This is a genomic window from Mesorhizobium sp. M9A.F.Ca.ET.002.03.1.2 (genome assembly GCF_003952365.1).
Lineage (GTDB): Bacteria > Pseudomonadota > Alphaproteobacteria > Rhizobiales > Rhizobiaceae > Mesorhizobium.
This window is the reverse complement of sequence record NZ_CP034443.1, coordinates 590,331-605,579: the sequence shown is the minus strand read 5'-3', so window position 1 is coordinate 605,579 and position 15,249 is coordinate 590,331. Positions and strand designations below refer to the sequence as shown.

General features: G+C 63.1%; 13 protein-coding genes. 8 read left to right on the top strand and 5 right to left on the bottom strand.

Annotated features, from left to right (window positions below; all coding sequences use genetic code 11):
* Positions 1-27: 27 nt before the first annotated feature.
* From EJ066_RS02985 to EJ066_RS02965, 5 genes are all read right to left on the bottom strand, one after another.
* Entirely contained in the window at positions 28-993 is a 966-nt protein-coding gene (locus EJ066_RS02985; protein ID WP_126034769.1) for an ABC transporter permease, read from the bottom strand.
* A complete protein-coding gene (locus EJ066_RS02980; RefSeq protein WP_126034767.1) occupies positions 990-2,543 on the bottom strand; it encodes a sugar ABC transporter ATP-binding protein in 1,554 nt (517 codons plus the stop codon). Before EJ066_RS02980 ends, EJ066_RS02985 begins: the two co-directional genes overlap by 4 nt.
* 92 nt (positions 2,544-2,635) lie before the next feature.
* Positions 2,636-3,631 carry an ABC transporter substrate-binding protein gene (locus EJ066_RS02975; protein WP_126034766.1) on the bottom strand — a complete coding sequence of 332 codons (996 nt, stop codon included), beginning with the start codon at positions 3,629-3,631 and terminating at the stop codon, positions 2,636-2,638.
* Between the two features lie 198 nt (positions 3,632-3,829).
* Positions 3,830-4,828 carry an aldo/keto reductase gene (locus tag EJ066_RS02970; protein WP_126034763.1) on the bottom strand — a complete coding sequence of 333 codons (999 nt, stop codon included), beginning with the start codon at positions 4,826-4,828 and terminating at the stop codon, positions 3,830-3,832.
* A 60-nt stretch (positions 4,829-4,888) separates the two neighbouring features.
* Complete coding sequence (locus EJ066_RS02965) at positions 4,889-6,394, bottom strand: altronate dehydratase family protein (RefSeq protein ID WP_126034761.1); 1,506 nt, start codon at positions 6,392-6,394, stop codon at positions 4,889-4,891.
* Between the two features lie 270 nt (positions 6,395-6,664).
* On the opposite strand from EJ066_RS02965, the gene EJ066_RS02960 reads away from it, so the two are divergent.
* The 8 genes from EJ066_RS02960 (at position 6,665) to EJ066_RS02925 (ending at position 15,186) form a co-directional block, all read left to right on the top strand.
* The gene (locus tag EJ066_RS02960; RefSeq protein ID WP_126034758.1) at positions 6,665-7,567 is read left to right on the top strand and encodes a GntR family transcriptional regulator; all 903 of its coding nucleotides are present in this window, start codon (positions 6,665-6,667) and stop codon (positions 7,565-7,567) included.
* A 95-nt stretch (positions 7,568-7,662) separates the two neighbouring features.
* Positions 7,663-8,019, top strand: a complete 357-nt coding sequence (locus tag EJ066_RS02955; RefSeq protein ID WP_126034756.1) for a DUF2946 family protein — start codon at positions 7,663-7,665, stop codon at positions 8,017-8,019.
* A 105-nt stretch (positions 8,020-8,124) separates the two neighbouring features.
* Positions 8,125-8,664: a copper chaperone PCu(A)C gene (locus tag EJ066_RS02950; protein WP_126034754.1), complete on the top strand. Its 540-nt coding sequence runs from the start codon at positions 8,125-8,127 to the stop codon at positions 8,662-8,664.
* A 37-nt stretch (positions 8,665-8,701) separates the two neighbouring features.
* Positions 8,702-9,220, top strand: coding sequence for a YcnI family protein (locus EJ066_RS02945; protein ID WP_126034752.1), 519 nt, complete (start codon positions 8,702-8,704; stop codon positions 9,218-9,220).
* A gap of 56 nt (positions 9,221-9,276) precedes the next feature.
* The gene (locus EJ066_RS02940) at positions 9,277-10,905 is read left to right on the top strand and encodes a copper resistance CopC/CopD family protein (RefSeq protein WP_126034750.1); all 1,629 of its coding nucleotides are present in this window, start codon (positions 9,277-9,279) and stop codon (positions 10,903-10,905) included.
* A gap of 234 nt (positions 10,906-11,139) precedes the next feature.
* The gene (gndA, locus tag EJ066_RS02935) at positions 11,140-12,567 is read left to right on the top strand and encodes an NADP-dependent phosphogluconate dehydrogenase (protein WP_126034748.1); all 1,428 of its coding nucleotides are present in this window, start codon (positions 11,140-11,142) and stop codon (positions 12,565-12,567) included.
* Between the two features lie 288 nt (positions 12,568-12,855).
* Positions 12,856-13,086 (top strand): hypothetical protein, encoded by a 231-nt coding sequence (locus tag EJ066_RS02930; protein ID WP_126034746.1) that lies wholly within the window; start codon positions 12,856-12,858, stop codon positions 13,084-13,086.
* A gap of 342 nt (positions 13,087-13,428) precedes the next feature.
* Positions 13,429-15,186, top strand: coding sequence for an adenylate/guanylate cyclase domain-containing protein (locus EJ066_RS02925; RefSeq protein WP_126034744.1), 1,758 nt, complete (start codon positions 13,429-13,431; stop codon positions 15,184-15,186).
* Positions 15,187-15,249: the final 63 nt, after the last annotated feature.

Here is a 15,249-nt window from a genome sequence, read left to right as displayed (position 1 = left end):
GGCCCCGCCGGCGGTTGTTAAGATGGTCTACTTGCCGCGGCGGCGCAGGCCGTCGAAATAGACGATGACGATAATCAGCACGCCGGTGATGATGCGTTGCCAGAAGGCGTTGACGTTGAGCAGATTGGCGCCATTGTTGATGGTGGCGAGGATGAAAGCGCCGAGCAGCGGCCCGTGCACCGAGCCGACGGCGCCGAACAGCGAGGTGCCGCCGATCACCGACGAGGCGATCGCCTGCAACTCCCACCCCTCCGCCTGCGTCGGATTGCCAATGCCGATGCGCGACGCGAGCAGCACGCCAACAAAAGCAGCGCACAGGCCCGACAGCGTATAGGCCATGTAGATGGTACGCTGGACATTGACGCCGGACAGACGCGACGCCTCGGCATTGGAGCCGACCGAGAACAGATAACGGCCCCAGCGGCTATGATGCAGGAAGACATAGGCCGGGATACCGACGAGGATCACCATCCAGAACAGGTTGGGGATGCCGAGGAAGGAGCTACGCGAGAAAAGCTGGAAGGCATCGTTGTTGATCGAGATCGAGTTGCCGTTGGTCATCAAAAGGCCGATGCCGCGCAAAGATGTCAGCGTCGCCAGCGTGATGATGAAGGGCGGCAGGCCCATCTTGACGATGCCGAAGCCGTGGAACACGCCGATAGCGACGCCGACCAGCAAGGTGATCAGGATGGCGAGAATAACCGGCACCCCGGCATTGATCAGCATCGCCGCGACCACGGTTGCGAAGCCAACGACGGCGCCGACGGAAAGGTCGATGCCACCGGTGATGATGACGAAGGTCTGGCCGACCGCCAGGATCGCGATCATCGAACCTTGCCGTAACAGGTTCGAGATGTTGTTGGCGGAGGCGAAGCTCGGCGTCGCCACCGACAGGATGACCCACAACAGCACCAGCAGCGCCAGCAGCGTCAACCCGAACAGTGCGTTGTAGTTCCGCTTCGGTTTTTCGGCAGCAATCGCCTCGGTGCTCATATCTGTCCTCCCAGCTTTTCTTGTTTCTCGGCGAGCGCCTGTGTGAGAATTTCCTCATGATCGGCGGTATGGAAACCATGAGTGGCCACCAGTTTGCCGCGCCGGAACACATGCAGCGTGTCGGCCAGCTCATAGACCTCGGGCAGATAGGACGAGATCAGGATGATGCCGGCGCCCTTGGACAACAGTTCGCCGAACAGGCGGTAGATCTCCGCCTTGGTGCCGACATCGACGCCAACCGTCGGCTCGTCGAAGATGAACAGCCTGGCGCCGTGCGCCAGCCATTTGCCGATGACGATCTTCTGCTGGTTGCCGCCGGACAGGCTGGAGGCGAGCGCGTTGCGCGTCGGCGTCTTGATCCTGAGATTGGCGATCTGGCGATCCGCCTCGGTCTTCTCCTGTGCGCTGGAGATCAGCAGATTGCTGGAGATGCGCTTGTAGATCGGCAGATTGAGGTTGAGGCCGACCGGCAGGTTGAGGCAGAGGCCCTGATCGCGGCGGCTTTCCGGGGCCAGCGCCATGCCGAGCCTGATAGCGTCATGCTCGGAGTTGACCTGAACCTCCTTGCCCTCCCAGAGGATCTGGCCGGCCGACTTGCGATGACGGCCGTAGAGCGTGGTGACGAACTCGCTGCGCCCGGCACCGATCAGGCCGTAGAGGCCGACGATTTCGCCGGCACGAACCGTCATCGAGACATTTTCGAAGCCCTTGCCGGAGAGATTTCTGGCTTCGAGGAGCGTCGCACCCGGGGTAAAATGCTCCTTGTGATAGACTTGCTCGATCGAGCGGTTGATCATCATCTTGACCAGCTCGGCGTCGTTGGTCTCGGCGATGTTCCTGGTGCCGACAAGCGTGCCGTCGCGCAGCACCGAGACGCGGTCGGCGAGCTCGAACACCTCTTCCATGCGGTGGCTGATGTAGATGATGGTGACGCCTTCGTCCTTCAGCCGGCGGATCAGCATGAACAGCTGGTCGGCCTCCTTCCGAGTGAGATAGGCGGTCGGTTCGTCGAAGATCAGGAACTTGGTGCCGCGCACGGTGGCGCGGGCGGCGGCGATCAGCTGCTGCTGGCCTATGGTCAGGTCACCCAGCACGACATGCGCCGGCAGATCGAAGCCGAGATCGTCGATGATCTTCTGCGCTTCCCTGACCATGGCCCGCTGCTGCAGGATGCCGAAGCGGGAATCCTCCTCGCCGAGGAACATGTTGGCCGCAACAGTGAGATGGCGGCACAGAACGACCTCCTGATGCACGGCATTGATGCCGAGCGCCATCGCCTCGTGAGGAGTTGCCAGCGCTGCCGGCTTGCCCTCCCAGATGACGTCGCCGGAGGTGCGCGGCATGACGCCAGTCAGAAGCTTGATCAGCGTGGATTTGCCGGCGCCGTTCTCGCCGACGATGGCGTGGATTTCACCGGACTTGAAGGCGAGGCTTACCGGCTTCAGCGCGTGCGTGCCGGGATACTGCTTTTCCAGCCCTTTGAGTTCGAGGATCGTCCTGCCGGGCTCCAGCGTTGGGGCTGGATGCAGTTCCTGCGCCGTCGACGTCATGACAATCCTTCCAGATTGGCCTCACCATTGGCACTTGGTTGGAGTGTTTCCGGAGCAGAAAGGCCCCGGAAACAATGCACCTACGCCGATGCTCAGTCGAGCTTCGGATTGAGCAGCGCGTCGATCTTCGGATCCTTCATATTGGCCTTGGTGACTAGGTTGGCGCCGGTGTCGACATTGGCCTCGACCTTCTCGCCCTTCGAGGCGGCGAGCGCCGTCTTGATGCCGTCATAGCCCATCCGGTACGGGTCCTGGACGACGAGAGCCGAAATGACGCCGTCGTTGAGGAACTTGATCAGCTTCTCGTCGCTGTCGAAGCCGACCAGTCCGACCTTGCCGGCCAGGCTGTTCTCGGCGATCGCCTGACCAACGCCCTGCGCCATGATCAGGTTGGAGGCGAAGATGCCCTTGAGGTTCGGGTTGGCGGTGATCAGGTCGGTCGCGATGTTGAGGCCGGTGGTGGCCTGGCCGTCGGCATATTTGTCGGCAATGAGCTTGAGGCCGGGATATTTGGCGGCAAGCTGTTCCTTGAAGCCTTGGGCGCGCTGTTCGAGCGAGCCGGCGCCCGGAAGTGCGGTGATCAGGGCGACGTCGCCCTCGATCTTGCCGCCATTGGCCTCGCCGATGGCTGCCGCCAGGCCGTCGGCGGCGACGCGACCGCCCTGGATGTTGTCGGTGGTCAGGAACGAGGTGAAGGCCTTGGAGTCGGCACCGGAGTCAATGCCGATGATCTTGACCTTGGTGGCAGCCTCGTCGATCGGCTTGCCGAGCGCCTTGGCTTCGGTCGGCGCGATGACGACCGCGGCCGGATTGCCGGCGACGGCATTCTCGAGGATCGATATCTGGCCGTTGACGTCGGTCTCGGCCTGGGCGCCGAGCTCCGGCACGTCGACGCCGAGGTCCTTGCCGGCCTTGCGGGCGCCGGCCAGAACGATCTGCCAGTAGAAAGAGGTGGTGTCCTTGACGATGATCGGAATGGTCGCGTCCGCCGCCGAAGCCGGCGCCGAATGCATCACACCGGCAAGCATCGAGGCGGCTGCTAGGGCCGCGAAGGTGCGGCGGTTGAGAATGCTGGTGACGAATTTCATTAGGTTTCCTCCCTAAGTCGCCCGGTGAACGTTACGGTAGCTCCATTCGGATAGGCGCTGCCCAAACAGAACTTTATCAATAAAAAACATTTGCCGCATTTTGATAGTGCATCGGTCCGGTCGATGCAAGCGGTGTTTCGTATCGGTCTCCGTATGGCTCCTCCTGCCGAGCCGGCGAACAGAGAAGGCCGAAGCGCATCAGCCGAGCTGCTGAACGATCGTGTAAGGATCGTATTTGGCGAAGTCGGTTTCCGGCACCTGGACGCCGAGCAGTTCAAGGTTACGCGTCAGGTTGGTGGGCTTGGCCGTGCCCGTCAGCACGGAGGCTACGACTGGCTCGTGCAACGGGAACTGGAACGCCGCCGCTGCAAGCGGATAGCCGCCCTCGGCGGCGATTTTTTCCATCGCTCCGACGCGGCCGAGAATGTCCGCGGTGGCCGGCCTATAATCGAAATGGGCGCCCGGCACCGGGCCTGTTGCCAGGATGCCTGAATTGAAGACGCCGCCGATGATCAGCGAGGTCTGGCGTTGTCGGCAAAGCGGCAGCAGTTCGGCTTCGGCGGTGCGGTCGAGCAGTGAGTAGCGGCTGGCCAGCAGGATGCAGTCGAGCGGCGCTCGATGCAGCACATCGAGGCAGATCTGCACCTCGTTGACGCCAAGGCCGTAGGCGGAAATGACCCTGGACGACTTCAGCTCTTCCAGCGCCTTCAGCCCGCCATCCATCAACTGGCGGAAATGCAGCTTCGTCTTCTCGACTCCATGCGTGTAGACGCCGATGTCGTGGACGAACAGGATGTCGATCCGATTGAGGCCAAGCCGCGCATAGCTGAACTCGACCGAGCGCATGATGCCGTCGTAGGAATAGTCGTAGTCGAGCGCGAAGGGCAGCGGGTCGACATAGGAATGATCCGGAACCTGGTCTTCCGGCACCGGCCGGAACAGGCGCCCGACCTTGGTGGACAGCACGTAGGATGAGCGCGGCTTGTCGCGCAGGAAATCGCCGAAGCGGCGTTCCGAGAGGCCGAAGCCGTAGAAGGGCGCCGTATCGAAATAGCGCAAGCCGGTGTCCCAGGCGACCTGCAGCGTCTCAATCGCCGCCTCGCGCGGGCAGGCTCGGTAGAGGCCGCCGATCGCCGCGCCGCCGAAGCTGACCTCGGTTATTTCCAGCGCGGTGCTGCCGACACAGCGTTTCTTCATACGAAGCCTCCCACCGGCCAATATCCGGCCTGTCTATTGTCTTGCCGGTTAGCGGTCGGGCTAGAGGGTCGCTCCGAGGTGCCAGGGCACGAACTCGTTGTCGCCGTAGCCGAACTCCTCGCTCTTGGTCTTGCGGCCGGAAGCCGTCTCGACAACCAGTTCGAAGATCTCGCGGCCCATGCCGGCGATGGTCTTTTCGCCCGAGGCGATGACGCCGCAATTCACATCCATGTCCTCTTCCATCTGGTGATACATGGTCGAGTTGGTGGCGACCTTGATCGACGGCGTCGGCCGGCAGCCGAAGCAGGAGCCGCGGCCGGTGGTGAAGACGATGACGTTGGCGCCGCCCGCAACCTGGCCGGTGGCGGAGACCGGGTCGTAGCCGGGCGTGTCCATGAACACCAGCCCGTGTCCGGTGACCTTCTCGGCATAGCCGAAGACGCCGTTGAGCGGCGTCTGGCCACCCTTGGCGACTGCGCCAAGCGACTTCTCCAGGATGGTGGTCAGGCCGCCGCGCTTGTTGCCGGGCGACGGATTGTTGTCGATGGAGGCGCCATGCTTGGCGACATGGTCTTCCCACCACTTCACATAGCCGTCGAGCTTGGCGGCGATCTCCGGGCTTGCCGCGCGATAGGCGAGCAGATGCTCGGCGCCGTAGATTTCCGTCGTCTCGGAGAGGATGCCGATACCGCCGACGCCGGCCAGGATGTCGACGGCGGCGCCCAGCGCCGGATTGGCTGTTATGCCGGACATGCCGTCGGAGCCGCCGCATTGCAGGCCGACGACGATCTCGCTGACGGGGATCGGCTCTCGCTCAAGCTTGCCGACCTCTTCGGCGATCTCGGCCAGCACCAGCATGGCCTTCTCGACCGATTTGCGCGAACCGCCGGCTTCCTGGATGTTGAAGTGGCGTTTTCCCGCGGCGACGCCCTTCTGGCCGTAGAGGGTAAGCTGGTTGACCTCGCAGCCGAGGCCGACCATCAGCACGCCGCCGAAATTCGGGTGGCGGGCATAGCCGGCAAGAGTGCGGTGCAGCACCATCATGCCGTCGCCGGTGGCGCTCATGCCGCAGCCCTGGCCGTGGACGATGGGAACGAAGCCGTCAATGCCGGGATATCTGGGCAGGAGCGTGCGGTTCGCCTCGTCGGCAATGGCGTGGCAAACGGTGGCCGAGCAATTGACGCTGGCGAGAATGCCGATGAAGTTGCGCGTGCCGGCACGGCCGTCGGCGCGACGGTAGCCCATGAAGGTGCGGGCGCGGTCGGCCTCGGTCGCGTGCACGGCCTCGCTCGGCGGCACCACCGGCAAACGCCCGGACTCGAAGACCAGATTGTGCGAGTGAACATGTTCGCCGGGCGCGATGTCCTGCGTGGCGCGGCCGATCGCCTGGGCATATTTGACCACGGCCTCGCCGGCAGGGATCGGCTTGATCGCCACCTTGTGGCCAGGCTCAATAAGTGCCGTGGCGATGGCGCCGCCCGGCAGCACCGTACCGATCTCGATGCGGCCATTGGCGACTGCGACATTGTCGGCGGGAGACAGAAGAATGCTGTTTGCGGCGTTCACGGGCAGTTTCCTGGGTGATCCTGGGATGCGCGAGCGGATTGACACGCGCTTGTTAACCTATAATGTCTTTTATCGTGAAAAAACATTTTTGCGTCAATTGTTTTTTCATGACAAAGCCGCGCGTTCTTATGGATGCGCAGAGGACCGGACACTGGAACCAGGCCTGACTTCGAAAAGCGATTCTGCTTCTTGGGGGCATGCGCTAGGAGCATCTGTCATATCGCGCTTTAAGCCGGCCGCCGCAAGCGCCGGTGCGCAACGGGGCAGGGGATGTCGAAGAGCAACAACGTCTACAAAGACGCCTACAATCGCGGTCTGCAGCTGCTCGACGAAACGAAAAGCTTGCCGTCGGAGCCGGAACTCGGCGCGCTGCTCGGCGTCAGCCGCACGACTATCCGTAGCATTCTTGCGCGCATGGAAGAGACGGGGCTGATCGCCTGGAACAAGCGCAGCAAGACGGTTTTGCGCGCGCCGCGGCCGAATGATTTCTTCCCCGAGGAAGAGACCGACACGCTGTCGCAGATCATCGAGCGCTCCTTCATGCGGCGGCTGCTTGCCGGCGGCGCCGAGCCCGGCATGCAGATCAACGAGCTCGAGCTGGCGCGCGAGATCGGCGTCGGCACCACCAGCGTGCGCGAGTTCCTGATCCGCTTTTCCCGCTTCGGGCTGATCGAGAAACGCCGCAACAGCCACTGGGTACTGAAAGGTTTTACCCGCGCCTTTGCGCTGGAGCTGACCGAAATCCGCGAGATATTCGAACTGCGCTCGGCCGCCGCCTTCGCCGCCTTGCCGCAAGACAGCCCGGTCTGGGCCGACCTCGACCTCCTGGAAGAGGAGCATCACTTGCTGGCGCGCGAGATCGCCACGCGCTTCAACGAGTTTTCCGAGCTCGACGAGCGCTTTCACCGGCTGATCCACCGCGCGTCGCACAACCGCTTCATCGTCGATTTCTACGACGTCATCGCCATGATCTTCCACTACCACTACCAGTGGAACAAGGCGCAGGAGCGCGAACGCAACGAAGTGGCGGTGGCGGAACACCTGGCCTATATCGCGGCGCTCAAATCGCGCGATCTCGGCAAGGTCGACGCCGCCTGCCGCAAGCATCTGAAGTCGGCGCGCCATACGCTGTTGACCTCCATCCCCGATCGCGCCGCGTTGCCGCAGCAGTGATTTGGCGATTTTCCGCCAGCTGAGCCCGTGCTAGATATCGGGTCGTTGCTGCGTGAAGAGGCAGGTCTTTGAACATCCGGCGGAGACGATGGAGCATGCCGGCCGCGCTGGTCGCGGCCTATTTGCTCGTGCTCCAGTCGGTAGTCGGTGCACTCGTTTTCGGCACCGGGCCGAATGCTTCGCAACTCGACGCCTTCGGCAATGTCATCTGCACCCATGAGGGTGTGGCTCAGCTTCCCGGCGGTGATCCGCACGAGCAGCACATGCCGACTTGCTGCGTGCTCGGCTGCGGCGTGGCCTCGGCTGCTTATGCACCGCCGCCCGTTGCCGGCACGGTATCCGGCAATTTTTCCGTCGAAACCGTCGCCTTTGTGCTCCCGGCGTTCCGACACCTCGATTTCACTCGCGACCGCTCTCCGTCGAATCCGCGCGCGCCGCCGGCGACGGCCTGATCCGTTCCAGTCCGCCTTGCGGAGACCTTTCGCGGGCGCGTCCATCCACAATCGAAACTGTTCGCGACCGGCCAACGGCGCGATCTCTCAGTTCCTGGAGCTATCATGTCTCACTCTTTCCGCGCGCGGTTCGGCCGCAACAGCCTCTTCCTGCGCCACTTCGAGGAGCGTCTGGGCATCACGGTGTTCGTCCTCGCCCTCCTGTTCGTCAGCGCCCAAGCCGTCTTCGCGCATGAGTTCAAGGTCGGCGATCTCGAGATCGGACATCCCTGGTCGCGCGCAACGCCGCCCGGCGCCAAAGTGGCCGGCGGCTATTTCACCGTCACCAATACCGGCAGTTCGCCGGACCGGCTGCTGTCGATCTCCTGCGACATTTCGGCCAAGGCCGAACTGCATGAGATGGGCGTGAGCGATGGCGTCATGACCATGCGGCCGGTCACCGGTGGCCTTGAAATTCCGGCCGGCGGCAAGGTCGCGCTGGCGCCCGGCGGTTATCATCTGATGTTCGTCGGGCTGAAACGGCAACCGAAGCAAGGCGAAGAGTTCTCCGCCACGCTGACCTTCGAGAAGGCAGGCACCGTCACCGTCGACTTCGCGGTGGAAGGGATGGGCGAGATGGGCGGCATGGACGATCACGCCAACTGACCCGTCCAGATCCGCACATCGAAATTGAGGGATCATCATGAACAGGTATCTTTTGTCGGCCGGTGCGTTATTCGCCTTAGGGACAAGCGTTGGCTTCGCCCACGTCACGTTCGAAACGCAGGAGGCGGCGGTCGGTTCGACCTACAAGGCGGTCCTGCGCGTGCCGCATGGCTGCGACGGCAAGGCGACGACCACTGTCCGCGTGCAGATCCCGGAAGGGGTGATTTCGGTGAAGCCAATGCCGAAGCCGGGCTGGACGCTGCAGGTCAAGAAAGGCAAATACGAGAAATCCTACCAGCTCCATGGTCAAGCGGTGACATCAGGCGTCAAGGAAGTGGATTGGAGCGGCGGCAGCCTGCCGGACGAGTTCTACGACGAGTTCGTCTTCCGCGGGACACTGACGGCGGATCTGCTGGCCGGCCAAGCGCTCTATTTCCCGGTGGTGCAGGAATGTGACGGCGCCGCCGAACGCTGGATCGAGATTCCGGCGGCCGGCCAGGACGAGGATGCGCTGGAATATCCGGCGCCCGGCCTCAAGCTTGCACCGCAGGAGTGACCTTTGCGGCGCGCTTTGTTCGAAAGAGCGCGCGCCGCTGTTTCTGTGGCGGTGACATGAGCGCGGCATCCATCCTGCGAACGGTCTGCACAACCGGCCAGCTTGCTATCGGACTGCTGGCTGCGATCGTGCTGCTTGCCGCCATTGCCGCGCCAAACCGAGCCTTCGCCCATGCGGCGCTGGTCACAGCCGATCCGGCCGATGGCGTGGTGGTGGGACAGAGCCCGGCGCGCTTTTCGCTGACCTTCAGCGAGCCGGTGTCGCCGCTGACGCTGACGCTGGTGCAGCCCGACGGGACATCGGTTTCGCTGATCTCCTTTCGGCTCAGCGACCAGACGGTCGAAATCGACAATCCGCAAACGCTCGGATCCGGCACGCATGTGCTGAGCTGGCGGGTGATTTCCGCCGATGGCCATCCGGTCGGCGGCTCGGTGCTGTTTTCCATCGGCGCGCCGAGTGCTGCGCCGGCCGTCTCCGAAGCTGTCGACCGGGGTCTGCGGTCGGCGATCTGGATCGGCAAGGTCTTTCTCTATGTCGGCCTCTTTCTCGGCGTCGGTGGCGCCTTTGCCATCGCCTGGCTGGCGAAGAGCGGACGTTCCGGCCGGCGCTTCGTCATCGCCGCGATCCTGTGCGGCCTTGTTGCAGCGCCCTTGTCGCTCGGCTTCCAGGGACTGGACGCGCTCGGTGCGCCGCTCGCCCGGCTGGCGCAGCCGGGCGTATGGCAGGCCGGGCTCGCCACCAGCCTCAGTTGGACGGTGCTGATCGCGCTGGTGGCGCTCGGGCTTGGTCTTTTGTCGCTGGTCGGGTCGCGCGGCGGCGCAAAACTGTTCGCCCTTGCCGGCTTGGCCGGTGTCGGTGCCGCCCTCGCCGCCAGCGGGCACGCAAGTGCCGCCGAACCGCAATGGCTGACGCGTCCGATGGTGTTCCTGCACGGCGCCGGCATCGCCTTCTGGGCTGGGGCGCTGGCGCCGCTCGGTCTGGCCATCAGGCGGAAACCGGCCGAGGCCGCGGCTTTCCTGCGCCGGTTTTCCCAAGCGATCCTGCCCGTCGTGGCCGTGCTCGCGACCACCGGCATTGTGTTGGCTATCATCCAGGTGCAGGCGCCCGCAGCGTTGCTCGGGACCGCCTATGGCCGGCTGCTGCTGGTCAAGCTGGCGCTGCTGTTCTTTCTGTTCACGCTCGCCGCGACCAACCGCTGGAAACTCACCGGTCCGGCCGAAGCGGGAGAGACGGAAGTACAGAGGAGGCTGGTCCGTTCGATCGGCATTGAAATGCTGATCGTTCTGGCGATCTTCGGCGTTGCCGCCGGCTGGCGCTTCACGTCGCCGCCGCGCGCCCTGGCGATCGCGGCAACGCAGCCGGCATCGATCCATATCCACACGCCAAAAGCGATGGCCGACCTCAGCATCGCGCCCGGCCATGCTGGGCCGGTTGCCGCCTCGATGGTCATCATGACCGGCGATTTCGGCCCGCTCGACGCGGCCCAAGTGACGCTGGTGCTGTCAAAACCCGACTCCGGCATCGAGCCGATCAAGCGTGCGGCGACAAAGCCGGGCGACGGCACCTGGCGCGTCGACAGTCTCGTCATCCCGGTCCCCGGCCGATGGACAGCGCGGCTCGATATCCTCGTCTCCGACTTCGAGATGGTAAAGATAGAGGCACCGATCGATATCCGCGCTGAGTGATATTCAGGTGATGCCGGCCTGCGAGCGGCGGTTTCCTGCGCTTCCGGTGCTCACGTACTTCAAGTACGCTCCGCTCCGGTTCTCGGAAACCACCGCTCTCGGCGCGGCCTGACCTGAATCTCACTCAGCGCGACCTCGACACAATTCGGCGAGGCGGTTGACGTAGGCGCCAAGGCCCGTCAATCATCGCCGCAAAACGCGATCCCAACAAAATCCGGAAGCAGGGAAGAAACGATGGAAAAAGCCGAAATCGGCCTGATCGGCCTTGGCACGATGGGCTCCAACCTTGCGCTCAACATCGCCGAGCACGGGCATCGTATCGCCGTCTTCAACCGCACCAGGGCGCGCACCGACGCCTTTGTCGAAAACGCCGGCGCGCTGAAGGACATGGTCGTTCCCTGCTACAGTCTGGAGGAGCTTGCCGCCGCCATCCGGCCGCCGCGCCCGATCATCATCATGGTGCTGGCCGGCAAGCCGGTCGACGAGCAGATCGCGTCGCTGCGCGGCGTGCTGTCGGCAAACGACATCGTCATCGATGCCGGCAACGCCAATTTCCGCGACACGATGCGGCGTTTCTCCGAACTCTCCGGTTCGGGCCTGACCTTCATCGGCATGGGCGTGTCCGGTGGCGAGGAGGGCGCCCGCCACGGTCCCTCGATCATGGTCGGCGGCACCGAGGAGTCGTGGAAGCGCGTCGAAAACGTGCTGACCGCGATTTCGGCCAAGTTCAAGGACGAACCTTGCGCGGCATGGCTCGGCACCGACGGCGCCGGGCATTTCGTCAAGACCATTCATAACGGCATCGAATATGCCGACATGCAGATGATCGCCGAGATCTACGGCATCCTGCGCGACGGCCTGGGCATGGGGCCGAAGGAGATCGGCGAGGTGTTTGCCGGCTGGAACAAGGGCCGGCTCAACTCCTACCTGATCGAGATTACCGCCAAGGTGCTGGCCGCCGACGATCCGAAGACCGGCAAGCCGGTGGTCGACATCATCCTCGACCGCGCCGGCCAGAAGGGCACCGGCAAATGGTCGGTGATCGAGGCGCAGCAGCTCGGCATTCCGGCCACCGCGATCGAGGCCGCGGTGGCGGCGCGCGTGCTGTCGTCGATCAAGGACGAGCGCCTGGCCGCCGAAAAGGCCTATGGCAATGGCAGCGTGACCAGGATTTCCGCAGACAAGGACGCGCTTCTCAGGGATCTCGAACTGGCGCTGTTCGCCGGCAAGATCGCGGCCTACGCGCAAGGCTTCGCGGTGATGGCCGGCGCCTCGAAGGAGTTCAACTGGAACCTGCCGATGCCGACCATCGCCAAGATCTGGCGGGCCGGCTGCATCATCCGCTCGCAATTGCTGGACACGATGGCGGAAGCCCTCGGCAAGGGCGGCGCAACCACCAATCTCCTGATGGCGCCGGCCTTCATCGCGATGATGCAGGAGGCGCATCCGTCGCTGCGGCGCATCGTGGCAAGGGCGTCGGAGGCCGGCTCGCCGGTGCCGGCGCTGTCGTCGGCGCTGGCCTATTTCGACAGCTACCGCCAGGGCCGCGGCACCTCGAACCTGATCCAGGCGCAGCGCGATTTCTTCGGCGCGCACGGCTTCGAGCGTATCGACGGGCCGGGGGCGTTTCACGGACCGTGGGGCAGCGGGGCGGCGGGTTAGCGCCGCGACTTGGACCTAGAGCATCGGACCCAAAAGTGCGAAGCGGTTTTGGGAAAATCCGATGCTCAAACAAAGAGATAGAGCGGCGGTACGATTCGACTTGAGAATCCGCCGCTCTAGAGTCCAATCTTGCGGTTGCCAGAAAGCAAACATCTCCAGCCACCAGCTGGGGGTCGGGTCGCGCCAGGAACGTGCTATGCCGGTAGAGACGATTGACGGTCTGATCGGTATCGGCGGAGCCGCGAATCTGTGGTAAGCCGCCGCTCAACCAACCAAAGGACGACACCTGTGAGCGAACCGACCGTGGCCCAGGCGACCGAAAGTATCTATGCCTCCCTCCGGGCGGACAATGCCGACATCGATGCGCATATCGCGACGCTTAAGGCGGCGATGACACGAGAAGGGATAAAACAGGCGGTGTTCGATCCGACCAAGTTGGCGCAGAACAACCGCTCGGGGCGCAAGTTGATGCAGGCCTATTTTCGGCAGCGCGGCGTGAGCGTGAGGTTTTCGGACTAGTAGAGCCGCGCGGGTGATCTCAAGCGCGCCGTTGGGAGTTCTCGGGCCGGTCCGGCGGTTCGCCATCTGGGCGTCGGGACTGCGCCTCATTTCGGCCCAACAGGCAAAGATCGTCGTTGCCCTGAAGCGGACACCTTTAAGCTGAGGGTCGTGGTTGCGACTCTCCCCGATCAGGGAAACATTCCCGTCTATCCAAGCCCCATGGAAGGCGACCATGAGTGGGACGGTTCAGCCCATACCAAGACGCAAGAATTTAGGTTACCTTTCTGGGACTGAGCTGTCGCGACTTATGGTCGGGTCGCATCATGTGGGAGACCTTTCTCCAATCTCAAAGCCGCTTCCATGCGTCGATCGCTATTTCAGAAGTATTTTCTAGTCTTGTTCGCGGCGGTCGTTTTTCCGATGGCTGCTAGTGGCATCAGCGACACGTGGTTCAGCTATGTCGACCACCGTGCGATCCTCAGTGCCCTGCTGCGGTCCGAGGCAGCATCGGCGGCTGAGAAAATTGAGAGCTTTCTTGACGGCATCAAGGTTCCGCTCGGCTCCACGATCCCCCAGGACGGGACCAAGGCCAGCGTGAAACAGGTACGGCTCCTTGTCGTACGAGCGATGCACCAGGTCCCGGGAATTCTCAGCATCAGTCTTGTCGACGGTACTGGCGCGGAGCGGCTGCACATCTCTCGCACTGGCTCAAACAGGACGGAAGGCGGGGCGGATCGCTCAGGCGATCCTGCTGTCGTGGGCGCCAGGACCGCGAAGGTCTGGTACGGCCCAGTCATTTATCGCCAGGGTTCCGAACCATCCATAACTATGGCGATGGCCAATTACCACGATACAGTCGTCATCGCCGAAATCAGTCTGAAGCCTGTCTGGCTCATCGTTTCCGAAATCCGCGTGGGCCGTAGCGGCCAGGCACTTGTCGTCGACCAGACCGGCCACCTCATCGCTCACCCCGCGATCAGCAAAGTGATGCAGGGCGCCGACGAGAAAGCAGCTTTGGCCCTGCGCGGATTGCGGGATGCGATCGCCGCAGCGGGCGGCACTGCGATTGCAAACCGCAACGCCGAGAATGAACGCGTTGTGACCGCTGGCGCGCCCGTTGCCGCGGCCGGGTGGACGGTATTTGTCGAGCAGTCGCAGGCAGAGGCTTTTGCACCCCTATACGCTTCATTGTGGCGGACCGGCGGGTTGTTCCTCGCCGCCACAGTCCTCGCGACGGTACTCGCCTATTGGCTTGCCAGACGGATGAGCGGGCCCATCCGATTGCTGGAAGAAGGCGCCCTCAAGATCGGTGCCGGACAGTTCGATCACCGGATCAACATTGTCACTGGAGACGAACTTGGGCGGCTGGCTGCGCGGTTCAACCAAATGGCGCAGGAACTCGCCATATCGCGGGACCGCGATGAGCGAATGATGCGTTTGAAGCGCTTCCTGGCACCACAGGTGGCGGAGCTCGTAGAGAAGGCTGGCGACGAGAAAATGCTCGCCGGACAGCGCGCGGAAGTGGTCGCTGTTTTCTGCGATTTGCGTGGCTTCACCGCATTTTCGGCGCACGCTGAGCCTGAGGACATCATGCAGCTCCTGCGTGAGTACTACGAGGCGCTCGGCGTGATCATCACCCGGTATGAGGTGACGTTGACCAGTTTTTCTGCGGATGGATTGATGATTCTCGTCAACGCCCCGGTTCCATGTGAAGAGCCGGCGCTTCATGCCGTAAAAATGGCTGTCGACATGCAGGATTCCACACAAGAGCTCATATCTGGGTGGCGGCAGCGTGGTTATGAGATTGGCTTCGGCATGGGGCTCGCTATGGGGTGGGCAACGGTGGGTCGAATTGGCTATGAGGCCCGCGCTGACTACACGGCAATTGGCAATGTCGTGAACTTGGCATCGAGGCTGTGTTCGTCCGCTGAAGATCGACAAATCCTTATCGATTATTCCGTGGCGCGCCATTTGCCTGGCAACATGCCGATCGTTGACCTCGGTACTCGCCAGTTCAAAGGCCTCGAAGGGCACGTTCGCGTCTACAATGTTGAGACGCAAGGGATCGAGCGGCCGAATTTAGATCCTGCTGCGAATGTCGCCACGGCAAAGGGCTAGGCTCCTCTGCATCGACGTCCGCTATCTTCTTCCCTGCACCACAAGCGGACCTACTGCTATCGG

Bases quoted from the DNA above. Each gene is read 5' to 3' on its own strand.
- EJ066_RS02985 (WP_126034769.1), bottom strand. From the start codon at position 993: ATGAGCACCGAGGCGATTGCTGCCGAAAAACCGAAGCGGAACTACAAC.
- EJ066_RS02980 (WP_126034767.1), bottom strand. From the start codon at position 2,543: ATGACGTCGACGGCGCAGGAACTGCATCCAGCCCCAACGCTGGAGCCC.
- EJ066_RS02975 (WP_126034766.1), bottom strand. From the start codon at position 3,631: ATGAAATTCGTCACCAGCATTCTCAACCGCCGCACCTTCGCGGCCCTA.
- EJ066_RS02970 (WP_126034763.1), bottom strand. From the start codon at position 4,828: ATGAAGAAACGCTGTGTCGGCAGCACCGCGCTGGAAATAACCGAGGTC.
- EJ066_RS02960 (WP_126034758.1), top strand. From the start codon at position 6,665: ATGTCGAAGAGCAACAACGTCTACAAAGACGCCTACAATCGCGGTCTG.
- EJ066_RS02955 (WP_126034756.1), top strand. From the start codon at position 7,663: ATGCCGGCCGCGCTGGTCGCGGCCTATTTGCTCGTGCTCCAGTCGGTA.
- EJ066_RS02950 (WP_126034754.1), top strand. From the start codon at position 8,125: ATGTCTCACTCTTTCCGCGCGCGGTTCGGCCGCAACAGCCTCTTCCTG.
- EJ066_RS02945 (WP_126034752.1), top strand. From the start codon at position 8,702: ATGAACAGGTATCTTTTGTCGGCCGGTGCGTTATTCGCCTTAGGGACA.
- EJ066_RS02940 (WP_126034750.1), top strand. From the start codon at position 9,277: ATGAGCGCGGCATCCATCCTGCGAACGGTCTGCACAACCGGCCAGCTT.
- gndA (WP_126034748.1), top strand. From the start codon at position 11,140: ATGGAAAAAGCCGAAATCGGCCTGATCGGCCTTGGCACGATGGGCTCC.
- EJ066_RS02925 (WP_126034744.1), top strand. From the start codon at position 13,429: ATGCGTCGATCGCTATTTCAGAAGTATTTTCTAGTCTTGTTCGCGGCG.